Here is a 20,924-nt window from a genome sequence, read left to right on the forward strand (position 1 = left end):
GTTTTTACTGAATAACGAAAGAGGTGAAATATACAGCACCAATCTTTTGCGGTTCGGCTTTCGCCGCAAATGGTTGGCTGACCTTTTCTATAATTTCCTGAACTAGTTTTTCCTTGCCTTCGACAGAGATAATTTCTGACGCTTCTTTGCTTGATAATAACAATAACAAACGGCTACGCACCTGAGGCATATTTGCTTTGATTAAATTTGCTTGTTCTTCGCCCTCAACTTCTAAGGTCATTGTTACTTGCAAGTATTTGTCGCCACCTTCAGATTGCAAATTCACTGTGAATGGCTCCAGTGGAAGGAAGGCGGCCGCTTTTGCAGGCTCAAGCTTTTGTTCTTTTTCTTTATTTGCCGAATGCTTCTTTGATAGAAAAATAGCTGCCCCGCCCCCCACACCAGCCAGTAACAGAACTGCAGCGGCAATGATGATGATTAGTTTTTTCTTTGATTTTCCAGCAGGGGCGGCATCGCCATGCTCTGGAGCTGCTTTCGCAGGTGCTTTCGCCATGTTTATCCTCTCGGTGGGCTATGTTAGCCACGATATTCCATATTATCCACGAAAGAAGGTGTTATACAACTGAGGAAAAGAAGGGTAAATCTTCCTTATTTCAGGCATGTCGTCATAAGTAAGGCTCAATATCAGCAACCTCGTTATGCTTTAAATCCTCAGTAATAAACCTTCCGTGCTTATTCTACATGGTTGAGAGGAAGTTTTTCCAGTGTGGCATTCAAGCGAAGGTATCCACTTCCCCAATTTTTGATGTAAACACGCGGGTTGGCGATGTTAATGCTGGAGTGATCTCACCGGTTATCGCACTCGAACGCGAGTTTGTTGTCTGATGTTGAGAACTTGGTTGGTAGCCGCTACCTTGTTGACCCTGACCGGAGGATTGCGTGTTGACAGAAAATCCAGATAATTGGATGCCTGCGTCGCTCATCATTTGGCGTAGTTTGGGTAAAGACGATTCGAGCGCTTCTCTGACCTCAGGTTGCGCACACATAAACGATGCGCTTGCATGCTCATTACTCACCTTTAAGACGACTTGTAGCGGTCCCAGGTCGGGTGGATTTAAGCTTAATTCCGCAGAATGGATACTTTCCCCAACCATCCAGAGTACCTTTTGCCCAATTGCCTTGTCCCAACCCGTGCTGCCAAATGCTTGTGTGATCTGACCGTTATGCATCAAGCCGGAATTGGCGGCAATTTGTGCAATGTTGGGCAATTGTTCATGTGGCGCAATGGCTTGTGGGGCAACAGGAATCACAGGGAGTGCATCTTTATTCAGTGCACTATTGGCACTTCGCGATTCTTCTAAAGGATCTCCGTTTATAAAAGCTTTGCCCGTCGATGCAGCTTGCGTTGCACTGACTGTCAGGTCCTCTTTAGTCTTTGCTGAGGCGTCATTCTTTGATGCTTCGGACAATGTTTTGGCGAAATTGCTGTTATCGGTGTTCAGAGGTTCTGTTGTTTTTGGAGCGTCGTTCCCTGGGGTTTGGTCTGATTTTAAGCTGGCAATCATTGCCGTACTCGTCTCAGAAGTTGTGGCTAATTTAGTGTCTGAAACTTGTGTAGTTTGATCGATTGGATCGCCCCTTGCAACTTTACCAAGTTCAGCAGGATTTTTAATTTGGTTGGCAAACTGCGCAATGGCTTGTGAAATTGTCGTATCAGCGTTTACCGCGGAACTTAAATTGGGATCAAGCGTTGACTTTGCACTAGCAAGGGTGTTGCTTTCGTCTGTTGATGGACTATTGTTTGCTGCGAGTTGATTGGGAACCGAAGCCATGGCACCGAATAGAAGCATGAGGGGATTGTCTGGGTCATGCTTATCTGCACTTTCATCCTTTTTCGTGGCTTGATCAACTTTAGATAAGGATGGCGATGTTGCTGGTGTGGATGGGCTTGCATTTGCAGATGCGCTTGAATTAGTAGCAGATTTACTTTCTGTCTTTTGCTTATCATTGCTGACAGGTTTGCTATTTCCGCTATTTTGGTCCGGACCTTGAGTCGAATTTGCTGAACTCATTTCCCTATTAAAATGCGCATTAAACGAATTTTCCTCGCTAGCTGACGGGCTACTTTTAGGTGGCTGGTTCGTCGCGGTTTGATTCAGCATTGCGCTTACAATATTTGCCGTTTTCATAAAATGTGCCACTTATCTTCTTAGTAAGGTTACGACTTGTAAAAATAGGTGCGAGCTGCAAAATCATCGGTTTGTTTTTGGTCGCGCTTGGCCTCTTTTTGTTGTAATGCAGACTTTGCGCGCTGATCCAAAGTGTTATATGAGAGTCGTTTTTTCTCGCTCGCTTGCCATGATTCTTTGGCTATTCCTATCCTACGTTCCGCTTCTTTGACAACAAATCGTTGTCCATCGACTGCACTATCAAGTTTCTCGAGGAAACTCATGAAATTACCGTATTGACTTGCACTAATCCCTTTTGATGCATTTTCTTTAAAACGGACGTCATAGTCATCACGATATTGAATGAGCAGGTCGAGTTTGGCGATTGTTTCTTCGTGGTAGCGAATCGCTTTGCCCAATTTTTTCGCTGCTTCATCCGTCTCTCGTTCAGCGATTTCAATTAAGGTATCGATGGGGGATTTGTTTGCCATATGTTCCTAAGTATAGTGCGGTCTTTTGCGTTCTATCATTGGAATAGAGCACGAAGTCCATCCATGCTCTCGCTTATGGTGAATTTTTGTTGGATATCTTGCTGAAGAAAGGCGGAGATCCTGGGCTGTAAACGTATTGCTTCATCCAATAGCGGGTCTGATCCGGGTGCGTACGCACCAACGCTGATCAAGTCGCGACTTCGCTCATATCTTGAATACAATTGTTTTAAGCGCCGCGACAATTGTTGGTGTTCGGGTGTCGTAATGCTGTGCATGGCACGGCTGATCGATTGTTCGATGTCAATAGCAGGGTAGTGACCGCTTTCAGCCAAGGTGCGATCCAGAACGATATGTCCGTCTAGGATAGCGCGCGCTGCGTCTGCGATAGGATCTTGTTGGTCATCGCCTTCAGTAAGTACTGTGTAAAAGGCGGTGATTGAACCTCCACCTTCTTTACCATTGCCAGCTCTTTCAACGAGGATAGGTAGCTTTGCAAAAACTGAAGGAGGATAACCTTTTGTTGCTGGCGGTTCACCAATCGCGAGTGCGATCTCCCGTTGCGCCATCGCATAACGGGTTAGTGAGTCCATAATGAGTAAAACGCTGTGGCCTTTGTCCCGGAAATATTCCGCAATAGTTGTGGCATAGGCAGCACCCTGCAGACGCATCAATGGTGGTGCATCAGCAGGAGCGGCAACCACCACTGAGCGTTCTAGTCCCTCTTTGCCAAGAATTTGTTCGATAAACTCTTTAACTTCACGTCCACGTTCGCCAATCAATCCGACCACAATGATTTCTGCTGTGGTATATCGTGCCATCATGCCTAGTAGCACACTTTTACCTACCCCGGAACCTGCAAATAAGCCAAGTCGCTGACCACGTCCAACGCTCAGCATGCTATTAATGGCGCGTACGCCGACATCCAGCGTCTCGACGATGGGGGCGCGTTCTAGTGGATTGTAAATTCTGGCACTTAAAGAAGCGGAGTCGGGTGTATTAAGTGGCCCAAGCGTATCTAATGGCCGACCATTTCCATCCAAAACGCGACCAAGCAACTGGTAACCGACCGGAAGCTTTCTACTGCGATCGGTGACCTTTTTATTATTTTTATCAAGGACTGTCGCGGCTTGTGCTGGGAAAACTGGGGCCCCAGGCGTGACACCTTCTAAGTCGCTGTGAGGCATCAGAAACAATCGGTCGCCATCAAATCCTACAACTTCTGCATCAACAATTGCACCGGAGCTTAAATGAATAATACAAGCACTTCCAACCGGCAGCCTCAATCCAACCGCCTCCATGACTAAGCCTGTTACTTTGGTGACTCTGCCAGCAGTCAATGGTTCGCTGGTTTCCTGTGCGAGCTCTTTACTATCAGTGAGCAAAGATTTCCAGCTTTTCGTTATTGTTGATTCCATGATGTTTACTCAGAAACTGCAATATTTGAATGCAAAAATTCGGTGAGTCGGTTCCATCTGGTTTCTATGCTGGCGTCGACAAGATTGTAAGCCGTTTCAATTTTGCAGTCGCCTCTTGAAAGTTGTGCATCACTGACGATTTTCCAGCCATCTGAATTCAGTACATCACCCATGGTATTTTTGATGGTGGTTGCATCCAAGGGATTAAGCAAGATATTAGCTGGCTGTTGTATTGATGGGAGTTGTGCAATTGCATCCTCTACAATCGGTAGTATTGCGTTGGGATCAAGTGCCAACTTTGTCTTCAACATATTCTCAGCGAGGCTAATGGCGAGTTCGAGTAATTCCTGGCCTGTGTTTTTACCAGCAGCATCGATTTCCAGAATGAAATTCCGTGCGAGATCTTGCATTGACTGGATTTCAGGTTTCATTGTGTCTTCTGCGGCTTGTAAGCCTTCCGCCTGACCCTCGCGTAAACCTTTTTCATAGGCTTCCTGATATCCCGTAGCATATCCTTCGTTATGTGCATCTGTTTTGATCTGATCAATTTCTTCCTGGCTGATCGTTGGTACCGGAGTCTCAGGAATCAATTGCGCCTGTGTTGCTGCAATGTGACTAGGACGAGTTTCCCCAAAAGATGCCAATTCCCATCGTTGGTAAGCAGAGACATCTTTCTTTAACATGGTGTTAGACATACGAGTCTTCACCTTTTGAGCCGAGCATGATTTGACCTTCGTCTGCTAGTCTGCGCACGACCAGCAAAATTTGTTTCTGTTGAGCTTCTACCTCAGAGAGGCGAACGGGTCCTTTTGATTCCAAATCTTCACGCATCATCTCAGCTGCACGTTGCGACATGTTTTTGAAGATTTTTTCACGCATATCTTGATTGGCACCTTTGAGTGCAATAATCAGTGAATCTGACTGAACTTCGCGTAACAGAAGCTGGATGCCTTTATCGTCGATCTCTAAGATGTTATCGAAAACGAACATTTCATCCATGATCTTCTCAGCCATGTCGCCATCATATTTACGCAGATTGTCCATGACGGACGCTTCATTTTCTCCGCTCATGAAGTTCAAAATTTCAGCGGCAGCGCGCACGCCACCGATAGATTTTTTCTTCAGACTTTCATTGCCAGTCAGTAATTTGGTCAGGACGTCGTTAAGTTCCCGCAGAGCTGTTGGTTGAATGCCATCAAGGGTAGCGATACGTAGTACTACGTCATTGCGCAATCGTTCGGTGAAATTATTTAAAATTTCGCAAGCTTGATCACTTTCCAGATGTACAAGAATGGTTGCCACGATTTGTGGATGTTCATTTTTGATCAGTTCAGCGACTGACGGTGAGTCCATCCATTTTAAACTTTCAATCCCGCTCGCGTCTTTACCGCCAAGTATCCGGTTAAGCAAGGATGAGGCTTTATCGTCACCGAGTGCTTTGGTTAAGACATTTCGGATGTACTCGTCTGAATCAAGTCCTACTGACGAGCTGATATCTGCTGCAGCTTTAAAGTCATCTAACACTTTAGAAATTCTTTCATGCGGAATAGCACCTATCGTTGCCATTGCAGCACCAATTTTTTGTACTTCTCTAGGGCCAAGGAACTTCATTACTTCGGCTGCACCGTCTTCACCGAGTGCAAGTAAAAAAGTTGCTGCCTTCTGTACGCCTTCGTCACTCATTATTTACCCATGTCTTGATTACATTAGCCACAATTCTAGGATCATCTTTTGCAAGTGTTCGGGCCATCTCTAAATTCATTTCGTAACTTTGTGATTGTTTCACAGCCTGCATTGCCTCTTCGCTTGAAAGATTAACTACTGTAGCACCCCCATCTTCCTCAGCAGCTTTTTCTTCAGCCTCAATCCGTTCTTTTTCGGCTTGCTCTTGCTTCTCTTTTTCCGCCTCTTGATCTTTACCCATGATCTTATACAAGATGGGTTTTAGATAACCAAAGAACAGGTAAGCAAGAACGGCGGCGACTAAGGCATATTTCCCCAGTTCCTTTGCCAGCGCGATATTGTCCGGTTGTTTCCATAGCGGTACTTCCAATATAGTTTCTTTCTCGGGTCCAGCAAAGGGGCTGTTTACAACGTTGAGTGTATCTCCGCGTTCTTTATTGAAGCCCATTGCTTCTTTGGCGAGGTTTGTAATTTCATTTTTCTCAACGTCTGTTAGTGCGCGGGTCGTCACTTTGCCGGATTTATCGGTTTCCGTTTTATAGTTGAGCACAATGGCCACCGAGATGCGTTTTACGCCCCCCATGTTTTGTTGTGTGTATCGAACTGTTTTATCAACTTCGTAATTGATCGTTGCATCTTTCTGCAAGAGCGCAGCATTAGATGCCGCGGAAGCGGTAGCATTTTGTCCGGTGCCTACGATTGGTGCAGTTGCTGGAGCGGGCGGTTGATTGGATAGCGCGCCCGGGATGCCAGAGGGATTGTTGTTCTTATTGTAGCTTTCACTTGTTTGCTGACTGCGTATCGTCGATGCTTCCGGTGGGGAATTAGGGCGATAGCTTTCAGCAGCCTGTTCGCTTCTGGAAAAATCAATGTCCGCAGTTGCTTCTGCGCGAACATTACTTTTACCTACGATAGGTGTAATGATGGACTCAACACGTTTGACGATATTGTCCTGAAAGTCTTGAACATACTTGATTTGTGCCGGATCTAAATTGTTGCTGCCAGATTGCTTGTTTGGGTCTGATAATAAATTGCCGTTTTGATCGACTATAGAGACGTTTTTAATTGATAGTTCAGGCACGCTGCTGGCGACCAAATGCAGAATGGCGTTAACTTGCGCCTGATCTAAAATTCGTCCTGGATAAAGATTAAGAAGTACAGATGCTGTTGGGTTCTGTTGATCTCGAACAAAAACGTTTGGCTTGGGTATTGCTAAGTGGACTCGTGCAGCTTGTACTGAGGACACAGATTGAATTGTCTTTGCCAATTCTCCTTCAAGAGCGCGTTGGAAATTTACCTGCTCCAGGAATTGAGAAACGCCGAGTTTTTGATTTTCCATCAACTCAAACCCAACATTGCCCCCTTTGGGTAATCCTTGTGTTGCTAATTTAAGCCTTGCATCATGAACTTGATTGGCGGGCACTAAAATTGCCGTGCCAGAATCAGAGTACTTGTAGGGCACATTCATTTGTTGAAGAGACGCGACAATAGCGCCTCCGTCTTTGTCATTGAAATTGGAAAATAAGACACGATAATCAGGTTGCTGACTCCATAACCAAATTCCTACCATGATCGCCAATATTAATGCCGCACCAGCAGAGAGGAGGGCAGTGCGAACCCCAGGTGTCTGCGGTAGGCCAAGAAAACGTGGCAATTCCACAGCGGGGGTTGTGTCCAAGATGGTGTTTTCAGCTGTTGCCATAAATCACCTTATCAATTTTGGGAGTGTGAAGATGTCGTTGCATATACCTAAGCCAATGTGGTTTTTTCCTTGTTGTTTATTTTGGACCTGTTTTGCAATTTCAATCTTCCGATAAAAGCCCGTTTATCGGCTCTTATTGGGCAAATGCACATTGCCGTCAATGGTAATGTAATGCTTGTGATAATTTTAGGTTGGTAGGAGGATATATGGGTATTGCAGGCATAGACCGCAGTCAGATAGATGCGATGGTTGCACAATTGAAAACAGTTGCTGCAAAAATGGAGCAAAGTTCGGGTGTCGCACCCCATGTCATGGGCGCGGAGTCACCGAATACTTCAAAGTTGAATTTTGCTGACGCACTAAAAGCGTCGTTGGATCACGTTAATAAAGTGCAAACTGACTCACAAAAACTGGGGGAGCAATTTGCACTCGGTGATGATAAGGTGAGTCTGGCCGACGTGATGATATCTATGCAGAAGGCCAGTATTTCATTTCAAACGACTGTTCAGGCACGAAATAAGCTAGTGACTGCCTATAACGACATCATGAACATGCAAGTTTAATTTTGATGTTCAAGTAGCGAATTAGCCTATGCCAGTCATTTTGGCATTACGTTCTCTTTCTAACTTCATAATATATCTTTGAATGTTAGAGAGAACTGAATTAGATAAGTTAATAAATTGACATCCAATCCGACGATTGGATTTTCCATTTAACAGAACCAATTCTTGATGATTTCTAATTTGCAAAGTAATGTCTACCAAGCCGACAGTAGGAAGATCTAATTTGCAATGCTCGAATGTTTTTCCAGCAGAGCAATCGAGTACTTTTTTCTCATCAAGTATTGCAACTCCACCGCAGCTAATGTCGACCAGGCTAAATTTGATGATTTCTAGTTTTCCATCAATATCTACTGGCATGCTCACCTTGATCGGAGTCGATAAAGGTGTATTGATTCTATAGTATTCACGGCGCTGTAACCTGATCAGGTTTGGTGGAATCGCAAATTGCAAAGCAGGGCGATTTTCAAAATCGATCAGTTCTAAGTTCGCACTAGAAAATTGGATGCCAATTTTATCCAATAAACCTTCGAACGAAACGCGTGGCGCTTCGACGATTCTTTGATTAGCAAGTTTTCCCGGCGCACTATCGACGATCATCAGATTGTTTTCTTCATCGATATCCAAAATGGACGTAATAAAAACTTCACTACCACTATGGATTAGCATACTGATAAGTTGATTGCTATCACGCAGCCCCTTGAGTAAAGAGATAATTTCTCTTCGGGAATCTACCTGATAAGGACTTTGGTTTTCGGTCCCCAGTGTTGGTGAAATTTGCATAATTCAGCTTAATTATTTTTCGTCAAAGTTTGTTGGTACGAATGAAATGCTGGGAGGTAAGTCTGTTTTATTTGCCCCAATATTGTCTTCTGATTTTTCTTTGTCAATATGGTAAAGCCAAGCAAGAAGTTCTGCAACCACACGGTAGAGCGTGGGTGGAATATCTTTGTCTAAATCGACCTTCATTAGTAATGATACCAACTCTTTTGACTCATGAACATGAATACCGCATTCTTTTGCTTTGGCGATAATAGTTTCTGCAACCAAACCTTTGCCTTTGGCAACTACTTTTGGGGCGCTGGCGCCGGTTTCATAGGCAATGGCAACGGCATTTTTATTTGCGGTGTTATTCGTCGTTGTCATGGTATTTGACCGTAAAGCTATCTAATGTTGTGCCGATTGCGTTCATACTGATTGCAAATTCAGGGGCGTGTGCCCTCAGCGCTTTTTCTGTTGCTTCTAAGTCAGTATCAATTGTTACGCTTAGATGATTGCCGGATAACTGAATTTTTGTTGCCACAGCCCCAAGTGACGGCAGCGTAAAGCGCACTTCACTTTGCCAATATGTTTCATTGTTGTCTTTGGGTTGGTTTGGTTTTTTTTGAGGGTTGTCGCGTCGGATTTCAAATTCTATCTTTTGTCCGGCAATGAGTTCACCCTGCCAGCGCAGACTATTGTTTTCCAGTGTGTGAAACTGCTGTTGAATAATTTGCGTTAGTTCTTTGTAGGGGCTATTTTCGCCAGTTTTTAAACCTGCATAGCTATTATCAAGTGTAGGAAGTTGTGATTGAGGTTCCAATGACAAGTCGACAATTGTTTTTTTTCCTTCGACCCAGTCGGCTAAGTGCGATTCATAAAACACACCACTGGTTGAAATCTCTTTATGTAATAACGTACTCACTTTTTGTGTATCTTGAAGCTCAGTGAGTTCGGTTAGCATTGGCTTGGAGGTGCTTGCATGTAAGCTTTGTCGGTTTTCGCTGGGTCTCAGCAGGATGTCGATGAGCTTGCTGAAGTTGCTCAATACAGTAACGCTACTTTGTTGGCTGCCTAAGTTTGGATTGTTGTTTGTGCCTGCTTGCTGGTACTGAGCCGCTTTTATTTCGCTGGCGGCGTTCGTCAGAGATTTTCCAGTTGTCAGGGTTGACGTTTCGGTGGCTTTGCCTGCTTCCTCTGGAATACTAGAGGGATTAATTCGAATGTCGACGATGTCACCGATCTGACTTTCTTTTTGCAAAGAGATGTTTGCGACTACTTTTCCAATTTGAACCTGATAACTTCCATCAGCTAGTTTAGCCAGAACTTGTCCTTTGACATCTTTGGCGTCACCTGGCTCGCCCAGATTTAAAAGTAGTTGCTGCTTTGCTGATTTTGCTAGCGTGGTTAGGGAACTCGCCTCAATAGTTCCGATGAGGTTATTAGTGCTATCAAGGCGGTTCGACATGTTTTAGAAGGTTTTTGCGGCTCCGTAAGCCTGGTTCAGCTTACGCGATGTACTGTTGCTTTTAATAAGATCCGCTAACTCAGCCATCCAGGGTTCCGTGATGTCGCGAATTTCTTTATCATCCGCCAGAATTTTTTTAATCATGCGAATTTTTTGCTCTCTCAATTCTGGTGTGAGAGGAACAGGTATTTCATTTTTTTGAATGATCGCAACGGTCGAGCTGCAATTGGATTCCAATTGGCAAAGTAGCTCCCAATCTCGCTCACGCGCCGCACGCAGCATCTGATCGGTAATGACTGCCACATTTTCATATAAAGAGATAAGTTCTATGCTTTCCATGCTGAATCAGGCCTCAAATGCGTGGGTTTGTTTTGATTGTAATGGGTCGATATTCATTGCTTGTGGAGGTGTAGCTTGTACTTGAGCTGCTGGATTGATTGCCTCCCAGGTCGTTTTTAAATCGCGTAACAAGCTTTGAACTTCTAGCATTTTTTCTTCTTTGTTTCCTGCGTTCGCCAAGAGCAATTCGCGGCTCATGTATTCATAAAGTGCATCAAGATTAAGCGCAATTTCTCCACCTGCATCCTTATCCAGGCTGGCTCTCAATCCATTGTCAATAATAGATATGGCGTGCGAAATGGATTTGCCTTTTTTTGCGATTTCATTGTTTTTCATTTGCTGAATCGCATTGCCAATCGCAATGATTGCGCCGTCGAACAGCATAACAATTAGCTTGTGCGGATCGGCCGCCATTACACCGGTTTCCTCACTAATTTTGGTGTACGCATTTGCGCCGTATAATTTCGATGAGCCAAACATACTTAGTCCTTTACGATTGACTAAAATCATTTATTGGTAGAGCCATTAAGGATGCCAATTTGTGACGTTAAAAAACTTGATCTGGACTGAAGGCTGGCAACTAAAGTATCAAGTGCACTATACTGCGCTTGATACGCGGCCTGTTTTACTGTTAGTTGGGCGTTCAGCGTATCAGTCTGTTTTTTTAAATCTTTTAGCGTATTGTTAAATCCTGAGATTGCGTTGGGAATTAATCCACCTGTACCGATAACGCTATTAACGACGCTATTTAGTTTGTAAGCAAAGCCTTGGGAGAAATATACCGTTCCACGGGATCCGGTGGCGCCGCCATTTACAATCACCTGCAAACCGTCTGACGCAGAGCCACTTGCACCAGTAAGAATTTGACCGTTACCTGTCGCAACTATGCCATTGAGTGTGCCAGCAACATCTTTACCCGCGAAGCCTGCAAATGCTGTACCAGTTAATGCTGAAATATTGGTGCCAGTTCCGTTTGCGAGACTAATAACGGATTTGCTGCCATAGCTACCGGAACTTAAGTTGAGATAACCATTACTATCAATCGATGCGACTACTGATAATCCACCCGCTGATAGAGTAGATGTGCCATTTATCGAAGACTGTACCAGTGACGCTAGTTGTGTCGCATTATAAGTGCCGGCGGGCAGGTTCACAGACGCGGAAACACCATCCAAGTTAACATTAATCGCAGTGTTTGCTGCAATTGTGGTCGTCGTGCTATTTAGATTTAGATTGCCGACTAACGAACCCTGGGTAGCAATTTGCGTTATATTTAATGCATAATTGCCGGCCTTGGTATTTGCTGTTGAACCTACTTGTCTCGTAAGACTGTCGGTCGATTGACCTACTGCTGCAAACAAACCACCGACATCGGTAAAGTTATTTGTCAAAGCGGTCTGTAGTTTGCCGGCATCCGCGGCGAGAGACCCATCTTTTTGAAACGTAATACCGATTTGTGCAAGGTAGGTAAAATTACCACCAAGCCCGGTGACTGCATTACTAAGGGTGCTGCGGAGTTGGTTCTGTACCGTAGCTACTGTTGGATCGCCTAATAGAGCACCCGCAGCCTTGGTAGTTGTGTTATACGACGTGAGCTGTGCAATGGTGCTGTTAATATTGTTATAGGCCGTAACGAAAGAATTTACGGCAGTGGTTACTGCAGTAGTGTTTGCCGCAATACTAACGGACGTGGTACCAACCTTACCTAATTTTAAGGTTACACCTTGGATGGAAGAGCTCACGCTATTTGTGTTGCTGGAAACCGCAATTCCGTTAATGGTTAGATTTGCACTTTGACCAGCATTAATCTCTTTGAAATTCTGTGTGCCAGATGGGTCGTTAGAAAGCAATCCCTGAAGGGCAGTATCACCACTGACACTAATTTTCATGCTTGAGGTCGCACCTGTGCTGTTTGAGGCGAAAACAAGGTGGTAAGGTGTTGCACTTCCATCGCCGATAATAGATGCCTTGACGCCTATGTTCGCATTGTTAATGGTATCGCGAATACCTTGCAGAGAATTATTACTACTATTGATTGTAATTGAACCTGTTGATTGAGTTGCATCTTGGGTGAACGTAGCGCCTGTATACACCCCATTGCTCGAAGTTCCACCGCTGATGGTACCGAACTGAAAAGTGACAGTAGTACTTTGACCAGTGCCTATTGTGTTGGTTGTGGACGTTTGGCCTGCGCTGGAGATTGATTGTCCTTGTGCTAGCTGAGTCACATTCACATTGTAGGTGCCGGCAGTTGCTACACTGGATGTCGAAGCACTGACAATCGCGTTATCACCAGAGGTGGCAGTTAGGTTGCTAAAAGTTGCAGGGTTGCTTAAGGTCGTTAAGGAACTTTGAAAGGCACTGATTACACCACTGAGTGCGCCGTAGGCGGTTACATCAGAATTGTAACTGGCTTGCTTTTGTTGGATTGCAGTCAGAGGTTGACTCTCAATAGCCATTAATTTACTAATAATGCTATCCAGAGGCAATCCTGAAGCGACGCCGATTGAAGATACGGACACAATAGTTCTCCTTTGCTAGCCCTTACTGTATCAAATCTGGCGGGGTTCCAATTTGTATGACAGAGGGGTATTTCCCCGCTATATTTAAAAATAAGCCTTAAAACTTATGTACATTCCTATAAACATCGGTCTCGTTCTACTTTAGCTTACTTCAGGCTTCCTGCTTAATAAGCAATCCCTGTAATTTATCCAAAGATTGAGAAATTTCAAGTGCTTGTTCCGTTGGAATCTGGCGCAGTACTTTATTGGTGCTTTGATCGACGATTTTTACCACCACGCGCTTGCTACTTTGGTCGACACTAAAACGTACATCTTGCCCGCGATCTTGTAGGGTTTTATTGATATCGCCAATTGCTTTATTTAATTGGCTTGGGTCAGTCGGCTTTTTTGTCTCAGTTTCCGATGTTACTGCAGGCGCTGAACTCTGAGCTGTATTTGTATTACTGACAGGTGAGGCTGTGCCTGGCGTGGCAGTATTTTTATCGACGGCGATCAATCCGGGAGGCGTTGCGCTTCCTATAGAAGGTATGTCCATGATCTTGTCCTTCAATGTAATATTCCCCTGATCAACGATGATCAGGGGAATGTTCTACTTCATTGGCTTTTTAAGCTATTAATTAACGTAACAGAGCGAGAACGCCGTTAGGTTGTTGGTTAGCTTGAGCCAGAATCGCAGTACCAGCTTGTTGTAATACTTGAGCACGTGTCATATTTGCTGTTTCTGACGCAAAGTCAGCATCTTGAATACGGCTACGAGATGCGGCTAAGTTTGTTTGTGAAGTCTGCAAACTAGTCACAGCTGAAGTAAAGCGGTTTTGGAATGCACCCAATGATGCACGTGAACCATTGACTGAGGATAATGCTGCATCGATCGTCGCCAAGGCGGAGGTTGCACCTGAAGCACTGCTTAAATCAAGGGAGGACAAGCCAGCACCAACCGTTGTTGTCGCTGTAACAGCAGTTAAACTCAAACCAACGCTAGTTGCTGCAGTACTTGCGCCTGCCGCTGTTGTTGTTGTTGCTGCTGCAAAACCCGAACCTGCAAGACCATTGGCAGTAGCAACTGTAGTGATTGAAGCGCCTGTTAATGAAGTAAGCTTGATGATACCAGCTGCGGATGTTGTGGCAGATACACCGGTTTTTGATGTAATGGCGTTGATTGCGTCTGCTACGTTTTGTCCCTGTTGGCTTAAAGTTGCGGCACCCTTGACTGCTCCAATGTCGAAACCATTAATTGTCAGGTCACCAGCAACAAGATTGGTTGATACTGTTGCTGCTGCGCCACCAACAACTTGGGTCTGAGCACCATTCGCTACTTGGATACCATTAGAGTTAGTTGATGTGAGAGTTAACTTGGCGGCAATCGTAGTAACGCCGGCTGTAACAGCTGCAAAACCGGTAGTCAGACCAGTGTTGACATCATTTGCACCTGCATTCCCAGATTTTTCGATGGTAATATTTCTACCATCTGCTGCGTTCAAGCTTACAGCGCCACTTGTGGTGTCGTAGGTTGCTGTCACGCCAGATTGAGTTGATACTTTATTGATTGCAGCTGCAACGGCTGCGGCATGATCTGGTACTGCCGTACCACCTGCAATTGCGCCAATATCAACGCCATTAATTTTAATATCGCCAGCAGCAAGTGCAGCAAATGTAGTGGCTGTTGTACCGCCAATTACGTTCGCTTGAGCTGTCGCGGTGATGCCTGTGCTACCTGTCGATTGGTTGATTGCGGCAGCTTTTGCGATTGCACTACCAGTACCGTTTTTGAAGGAAACACCATCAGAAGCTGTTCCGCCGATACTTACACCATTGAGAACCAAGCTACCAGCGCCAACAGCGTCAGTGGCAGTTGCTGTACTAGCCAGAGATGATGTATAGCTAGAACCGGAGCCAACACCCAATGCACTTGATTTTGCGCTTGAGATTGTACCGATCGTGATTTGATCGTTAGAAGTACCGTTAGCGCCAACCTGGAAAGTTTGGTTAGAGAAAGAGCCATCCAACAAGTTAACGCCGTTGAAGTTTGATGTGCTAGCAACGCGGTTGATCTCTGAGATCAATTGGCTTGCTTCGTTATTCAGAGCCGCACGATCAGATGCGCTGTTTGTGCCATTGGCTGCTTGTACGGCCAAGTCACGAATACGTTGCAAGTTAGAACCGATTTGAGATAAGTCGCCCTCAGCAGTTTGCGCTAAAGAGATACCGTCGTTCGCGTTACGTGCAGCTTGGTTTTGACCGCCCAGCTGTGAAGTCATACGTTGAGAAATTGCCAGACCTGCAGCGTCATCTTTTGCAGAGTTAATACGCAAACCGGAAGACAGACGTTGCATCGCAGTTTGCAGCGAAGATTGAGACGTGTTCAGGTTGTTTTGCGCAACCATCGATGCGATGTTGGTATTGATGAATGAAGACATTTTAATACTCCTTGCCTAAGTTATTTAAATCGGGGTTTAAGCCTCAAACTTTGGTCTGTCCTGATGACTGTTGCACCGCCGTTGTTTAGGGTTACGGTCAAGTCTTAAAAACGTTTAGGACATTTCTGCAAATAAATATTATTTTTTTTGCTTAAGTTTTTAAATTTTCCCCGCTACACGGCAGCATTTTTAAATACTTTAGGGCTTAACGCACATTCTTTTATGGGTTCGTATTGACCTTTTTGGAAGGCATTGGCAACTTTTTAGTCGATGAATTACGGAGAGTGTTGCTTCTTAAACATCTGAGTCATGATTGTCTGGCAATGCATCCGCGGATGATATCTACCTTGAATTTAGTGTCCGTCATGTGGTTTGAACCCATTGTCCGATGAGCCATGTAAAATGATCAGGCGGATGTAAACAGAAGTCGATATATTTGCGTATTATTGAATGTACTCTCAACAGTGTTCAACTGGAGAGATTATCTTTTGCAGTTGCCAAGAAGCTCGCTTTATTGAAGTATTCACGGAAAATTAATTCTTCGTTGGTAGGATCAAATTTCATGTACCCCACATGCAAGCGTGAAGGGATTTTTCTTTTAAGTAATGCCGGCGGACTAATCCGCCATCGCAACCCGATTTTTCCCTGACTGTTTCGCTGAATACATTGCTTTGTCCGCTCGTTTGATCAAGGCTTCTTGTGTCTCACGTGGCGCGCGCAGTGCAACACCGGCGCTGAATGTGATGAATAAGCGTTTCTCATCAGCCGTAAAGAAGTGCTTAGTCAACTCGCGTTGCACTCTTACCATTGCCTGCGATGCTTCCTCAAGTTGAGTTTCAGGCATGATAATGACAAACTCTTCGCCACCATAGCGTGCAATGACGTCAATAGAGCGCAGGGTTTGCTTTACGATACGTACCAGGTGTATCAGGGCCTCGTCACCCGCTGCATGTCCATGAGTGTCATTGAGTTTTTTGAAATTATCCAGATCCAATAGAGCGACGCATAATGGCGTATTGCGACGGTCGGCGCGATCCGCTTCGCGTTCAAAAATATCATCCATGCCGCGGCGGTTCAAACTACCGGTTAATTGATCTTCGCGGACTAACTCGCTCATTTGGGCAAGTTTGTTTTCGAGGTCTTTAATCTTGATTTCGGCTTCGACGACTTCTTTTTGTGCGGCAACAATGATGTCGCGTGATCTGACGGCCTCAGATTGAACGGTACGTGTTTCTTCCAGAATATTGCCAATGATGCGGCTCACCTGACCGGTATCTTTCGCTGTGCTAATCTCAATCGCGTAATCATCCATTTTGTGCTGATACGCATCGGTGCTGTGAACCATGACGTCAAGTCTGTCGACGAACGCTGTCATCATGTTTTTGACTGAATTTTTCGATTCAACCAATGTGTTTTTGAGTGCACCTTGCTTGTAGATAACTTCTTTAAGGCTACGCGTCGCTTCTTGCAATGCCCGGTGGTCGATAGGGCCTGCAATCAAATTTTGTACGACTTCAATCTGGCCTCGCAGCCAATTGTCATTGTCAAGTAAGTCGTGAATGTTGGACAGGAGCAAATGAAATAGTCGCAACAGCAATTCTTGTTGTTCTGCGCTATCGCCACTTTGTAGTTCGATTTGGAAGCACAATTGCTTGAGGCGTGAAGCCAATAGATTGAACGAACTCTCTGATTCAGCTTCTTTTACTGCCATTCCTAGTGCTTCAGATTCACTAGCCAGAGCGGGTGAGGTCGGTTTTAGTACGGCACATAGTGCGAGGGATAAAGTCCGGTAGAGAAGATCCTTGAGCAATTTTTGACGTGGGTCATCGACAGACGGTAAATCAACTAAAGGGATAGAAGTACTATTGCTTGGCGGCGCCGGTATCGGATCTACCAGGCTCATTGTTTTTGGCGCGGGCGCTGCAGGTGGCGGCGGTGCCGTAATGTGCTCGGTTAAAAGCTCCAATGTTTTGCTGTATTCTTCCCAATTGCCGCTCTTTGCGGCACGACTAAAACGATAGCCAAAGGTTGAAAGTTCTCCTTTGGAATTTTGCAGACTTGTCGCAAAGCTAGATAGCAAGTTTTCTGCCGCAGACGGCTCAGCGGCAACTGGATCATCGATTTTTGCAGGTGAAATTGCATTTTGACTGGTAGTCGTGATTCCCGCAATTTCATTATATAGTTTCTGATATGCATCAGGCGTTGGCGCAACTCGCTGTATTGCCAATTGACGAAACGTTTCACGAGCAATATCAGTTGGACTTTTAAGTTGCGGGTTATTCGGTTTGTTTGACATTTTGCGCCGCCAGCTAAGGTTGATGCATCTAGTCTACCAGCTGATTCTTAATTGCGTAATGTGTAAGCTCTGCGTTGTGACGTAATTTCATCTTTAAGAGAATTCTTGAGCGATATTCGCTAATGGTTTTTACAGATAAAGACAAATCTTTGGCAATATCGCTAACTGATTTCCCTGAGGCAATCATCGTCATCGTTTGGAACTCGCGATCAGATAAAGTTTTGTGTAACGCGTCTTCATGCTCCTGATTCAGGTTGTTAGCTAATTCTTGAGCCAATTGTGGACTGATATATTTAAGACCGCTTGCGACCTGGCGAATCGCATTTACAAGGTCTTCTTTGCTGCATTGTTTGTTCAAATATCCCGAGGCGCCAGCTTTGAGTGATCGAATTGCATATTGATCTTCACGATAGATCGAAAACATAAGCACTTGAACTTCAGGTTTCTCGGCTTTGATCTGCTTTAACACTTCGATGCCGTTTTTGTCACCTAAAGCGATGTCAAGCAGCATCACTTTATAATCGTGTTGTCGTGACAAGCGGATAGCATCGAGCCCCGATCCTGTCTCAGCCACCACGCCAATATCTTGCGTAGCGCTGATAATACTTTTAATGCCTTCCCTTACCACTGTATGGTCGTCGACCACGATGAGTTTAATCGAAGAAAATTCGGTCATGCACAATTCCATTTCTATGTCATATCAGTACTGTGGCATACAATGTGCCTGCCGCACTATATCTTGAATGTCCCTAGAGTAATGCCGATCTTTTTATGATTCAGCAATCTTCGTTTTTTTTTACTCATTTGCTTCGTCATAATAAAATTATCTGGCATTAGCTCTCTGCCTATACAAATGATGATGTTTTTCATTTCCTAGCATAGGTGAAGCTCAAAAAACATTATTCTATAAGGGATGCTATAGATACGGTGAGAAGATGCGAATTTATTTGATCTGCTTGAATAGAATGTAAAAAATGAGTAAAGCGTTTGTTAAAGAATCAGAGTCGGACGACGAAGATGATGTTTCTGCACCGGCAATACCTGCTGGGGCAAAAAACTATATGACACCTCAAGGCCATCAATCCATGAAGGAAGAATTTTTGCGCTTGATTGATGTTGAGCGTCCGGAGGTCGTTAATATTGTCTCTTGGGCCGCCTCAAACGGTGATCGCTCAGAAAACGGTGATTATATTTATGGAAAACGACGTTTGAGAGAAATAGATCGGCGTATTCGTTTTTTGAGTAAACGCCTTGATATTGCTGAAGTTGTTGATCCGCGTGTGCATCATGGGTCGGATCAGGTTTTTTTTGGCGCTACTGTGGTTTATGAGAATTTGAATGGGGATGAAGTGACTATTACCATCGTCGGTGTGGATGAATTTGACCCATTGCAAGGTCGTATCAGCTGGATCGCGCCAGTCGCCAGAGCACTGACAAAAAGCAGGATTGGTGATACGGTGATTCTTAAGACGCCCAACGGTGTTGATGAGCTGACGATACTTGATGTGATCTATCCGGAATAAGCGAATACTAGGCTATTCTGCCATGATGTCTGATCGGAGCGTTGCAGGTTGGGCTGATGCTTGTCATCGGCGTGTCGCTTATTTCAGGCATCTTGTTGTGCATGCTGTTAAATTTTGGTGAACGCTATGGCACTTAATTCGATGCTCATTAACCATCCGCTGCGCATTCCTCTCGCTGCTGAAGTGCATTCCAGACCATCTTTGCGTTTGCAGTCGCCAGAAATGCTGACGCATATCGCAGTATTTGCGCGCAGTGATGCCAAAATTGCAGGGGATAATGCTGAAACGCAATTGTCGATATTGGCTGATTTCTGTCAATATTTTGGTGTCGCTTGTCCTGGCGTGGAGGCAAAATATTTTTTCCATGATTTTGGTCACTTTCGATTGAAATGGGAGTGCCATACGGAATTTGCTACCTATTCTTTTTTGGAAAATGGTGCTGAAGAGCTCCAAGGGGTGAGTAAGTCGGTTTTTAGCGTGGATGGATTCGAAAAAAATCCCTTGCGCCACGTGCCCCAACAATGGTTGTCAGCCCTTGATGGTAAAGTCATGGTTGCTGCACACATCGCTTTATTACCCGCCCAATTATATGGGCGCGGAGACGCGGCTGCGATGCGTAGTGTTTTTGACGGTGCGTTATTGGTCGGTAGCGAAGTCATTTCTCGTGGCGAAGTCTGGACAGATTTTTTAATTAAGGCGGATGGTTTTAGTCGCTTTATTGTCAAAGATTTTGGTTTTCTTGAGCAGCAACCTGGTCGTATCGTACAAAGAATTTTAGAAATTGAAACTTATCGGATGATGGCTTTGCTCGGCTTGCCTCAGGCGCAAGCGGCGGTGCCAGTTTTAAATAGCATAGAAAATGAATTGGTAAAGTTGACCTCTGATATGGTTGTAAGAGGTGGTGTAGACGGACTTGGTGAATTGTCTGATACCGATGCCGAACAAGATGTGCTGCGACAAATCATAGGTCTTGCTGCTCGGCTTGAAAAATTAGCGCTGGAAAATAGCTACCGTTTTTCTGCTTCTAAAGCTTATTTTAGTCTGGTCAATGCACGCATTGAAGAGTTGAGGGAAGTTCGGATTGAAGGCATTCCAACGATTGCCGAGTTTATGGATAGGCGTCTTGCTCCGGCGATGCAAACTTGCGAGTCCGTCGTCCACAGGCAAGAAGCATTGGCGGCAAGGATAGCCCATACCAATGATTTATTGCGCACTCGGGTTGGGATTGTTCAGGAGCAGCAAAACCGGAGAATATTGCAAAGTTTAAATTTACGCGCTGCCCAACAGCTAAGGCTGCAGCAAGCCGTTGAAGGTTTGTCTGTTGCTGCCATTAGTTATTATCTCGCGGGTTTGGTGCTTTATTTGGGCAAAGGCTTAAAAGCGATCGGGGTTGCGCTCAATCCAGAGTTGGTGACGGGATTGTTGATTCCTGTGATTGCTGTTGCTGTGTGGTTAAATTTGCGGCGTATGCATAAAAAATTAAATTAGAACGATGAACCGCTTCAATTTGAACATTGCCAGATCTCAATTTGATTGGGTTGCGGATAGGATTGAAGGGTTCTGAAATCAGGCGCCAATTTTCCATCAGATTATCAGATTATCAGATTGTTAAATTATTAG

The 20,924-nt window shown here is 44.7% G+C and carries 20 protein-coding genes; 3 read left to right on the forward strand and 17 right to left on the reverse strand.

What is annotated here, in order from left to right; translation table 11 throughout:
* Positions 1-4: 4 nt before the first annotated feature.
* From fliL to fliF, 7 genes are all read right to left on the reverse strand, one after another.
* Entirely contained in the window at positions 5-514 is a 510-nt protein-coding gene (gene fliL / locus H8K32_RS06420; RefSeq protein WP_186911649.1) for a flagellar basal body-associated protein FliL, read from the reverse strand.
* 220 nt (positions 515-734) lie between these two features.
* Complete coding sequence (locus H8K32_RS06425; protein WP_186911650.1) at positions 735-2,033, reverse strand: flagellar hook-length control protein FliK; 1,299 nt, start codon at positions 2,031-2,033, stop codon at positions 735-737.
* A gap of 146 nt (positions 2,034-2,179) precedes the next feature.
* A complete protein-coding gene (gene fliJ / locus H8K32_RS06430) occupies positions 2,180-2,620 on the reverse strand; it encodes a flagellar export protein FliJ (RefSeq protein WP_186911651.1) in 441 nt (146 codons plus the stop codon).
* 35 nt (positions 2,621-2,655) lie between these two features.
* Positions 2,656-4,035 carry a flagellar protein export ATPase FliI gene (fliI, locus tag H8K32_RS06435; protein ID WP_186911652.1) on the reverse strand — a complete coding sequence of 460 codons (1,380 nt, stop codon included), beginning with the start codon at positions 4,033-4,035 and terminating at the stop codon, positions 2,656-2,658.
* A gap of 5 nt (positions 4,036-4,040) precedes the next feature.
* Positions 4,041-4,730, reverse strand: coding sequence for a flagellar assembly protein FliH (locus H8K32_RS06440; protein WP_186911653.1), 690 nt, complete (start codon positions 4,728-4,730; stop codon positions 4,041-4,043).
* Positions 4,723-5,718 carry a flagellar motor switch protein FliG gene (fliG, locus tag H8K32_RS06445; protein ID WP_186911654.1) on the reverse strand — a complete coding sequence of 332 codons (996 nt, stop codon included), beginning with the start codon at positions 5,716-5,718 and terminating at the stop codon, positions 4,723-4,725. Before fliG ends, H8K32_RS06440 begins: the two co-directional genes overlap by 8 nt.
* Positions 5,711-7,420 carry a flagellar basal-body MS-ring/collar protein FliF gene (gene fliF, locus H8K32_RS06450; RefSeq protein ID WP_186911655.1) on the reverse strand — a complete coding sequence of 570 codons (1,710 nt, stop codon included), beginning with the start codon at positions 7,418-7,420 and terminating at the stop codon, positions 5,711-5,713. The genes fliG and fliF overlap by 8 nt, the downstream gene beginning before the upstream one ends.
* 206 nt (positions 7,421-7,626) lie before the next feature.
* Here fliF and fliE point away from each other — a divergent pair, with 206 nt between their 5' ends.
* Complete coding sequence (gene fliE, locus H8K32_RS06455; RefSeq protein WP_186911656.1) at positions 7,627-7,983, forward strand: flagellar hook-basal body complex protein FliE; 357 nt, start codon at positions 7,627-7,629, stop codon at positions 7,981-7,983.
* A 21-nt stretch (positions 7,984-8,004) separates the two neighbouring features.
* On the opposite strand, the gene H8K32_RS06460 is transcribed toward fliE, so the two are convergent.
* From H8K32_RS06460 to H8K32_RS06505, 10 genes are all read right to left on the reverse strand, one after another.
* Positions 8,005-8,763, reverse strand: a complete 759-nt coding sequence (locus H8K32_RS06460; RefSeq protein ID WP_186911657.1) for a flagellar brake protein — start codon at positions 8,761-8,763, stop codon at positions 8,005-8,007.
* A 12-nt stretch (positions 8,764-8,775) separates the two neighbouring features.
* Positions 8,776-9,126 carry an EscU/YscU/HrcU family type III secretion system export apparatus switch protein gene (locus tag H8K32_RS06465; protein ID WP_186911658.1) on the reverse strand — a complete coding sequence of 117 codons (351 nt, stop codon included), beginning with the start codon at positions 9,124-9,126 and terminating at the stop codon, positions 8,776-8,778.
* Complete coding sequence (gene fliK / locus H8K32_RS06470) at positions 9,110-10,207, reverse strand: flagellar hook-length control protein FliK (RefSeq protein WP_186911659.1); 1,098 nt, start codon at positions 10,205-10,207, stop codon at positions 9,110-9,112. The genes H8K32_RS06465 and fliK overlap by 17 nt, the downstream gene beginning before the upstream one ends.
* Positions 10,208-10,210: 3 nt before the next feature.
* Complete coding sequence (locus H8K32_RS06475; RefSeq protein ID WP_186911660.1) at positions 10,211-10,546, reverse strand: flagellar protein FliT; 336 nt, start codon at positions 10,544-10,546, stop codon at positions 10,211-10,213.
* 6 nt (positions 10,547-10,552) lie between these two features.
* Entirely contained in the window at positions 10,553-11,026 is a 474-nt protein-coding gene (gene fliS, locus H8K32_RS06480) for a flagellar export chaperone FliS (protein ID WP_186911661.1), read from the reverse strand.
* A gap of 26 nt (positions 11,027-11,052) precedes the next feature.
* Complete coding sequence (gene fliD / locus H8K32_RS06485) at positions 11,053-13,068, reverse strand: flagellar filament capping protein FliD (protein WP_186911662.1); 2,016 nt, start codon at positions 13,066-13,068, stop codon at positions 11,053-11,055.
* A gap of 151 nt (positions 13,069-13,219) precedes the next feature.
* Entirely contained in the window at positions 13,220-13,603 is a 384-nt protein-coding gene (locus H8K32_RS06490) for a flagellar protein FlaG (protein WP_186911663.1), read from the reverse strand.
* An 82-nt stretch (positions 13,604-13,685) separates the two neighbouring features.
* Positions 13,686-15,485 carry a flagellin N-terminal helical domain-containing protein gene (locus H8K32_RS06495; protein WP_186911664.1) on the reverse strand — a complete coding sequence of 600 codons (1,800 nt, stop codon included), beginning with the start codon at positions 15,483-15,485 and terminating at the stop codon, positions 13,686-13,688.
* A 616-nt stretch (positions 15,486-16,101) separates the two neighbouring features.
* Positions 16,102-17,781, reverse strand: coding sequence for a GGDEF domain-containing protein (locus H8K32_RS06500; protein WP_186911665.1), 1,680 nt, complete (start codon positions 17,779-17,781; stop codon positions 16,102-16,104).
* A 28-nt stretch (positions 17,782-17,809) separates the two neighbouring features.
* Positions 17,810-18,457 (reverse strand): response regulator, encoded by a 648-nt coding sequence (locus H8K32_RS06505; RefSeq protein ID WP_186911666.1) that lies wholly within the window; start codon positions 18,455-18,457, stop codon positions 17,810-17,812.
* Positions 18,458-18,755: 298 nt separating this feature from the next.
* On the opposite strand from H8K32_RS06505, the gene greB reads away from it, so the two are divergent.
* Together greB and H8K32_RS06515 are read left to right on the forward strand one after the other, a co-directional pair.
* On the forward strand, positions 18,756-19,304 hold the full coding sequence (gene greB / locus H8K32_RS06510) for a transcription elongation factor GreB (protein WP_186911667.1): 549 nt from the start codon (positions 18,756-18,758) through the stop codon (positions 19,302-19,304).
* Between the two features lie 126 nt (positions 19,305-19,430).
* A complete protein-coding gene (locus H8K32_RS06515; RefSeq protein ID WP_186911668.1) occupies positions 19,431-20,792 on the forward strand; it encodes a DUF3422 family protein in 1,362 nt (453 codons plus the stop codon).
* The last annotated feature ends 132 nt before the right edge of the window (positions 20,793-20,924 follow it).

The organism is Cognatundibacterium jejuense (genome assembly GCF_014284255.1).
In the GTDB taxonomy this organism is placed as follows: Bacteria; Pseudomonadota; Gammaproteobacteria; order Burkholderiales; family Burkholderiaceae_D; genus Undibacterium; species Undibacterium jejuense.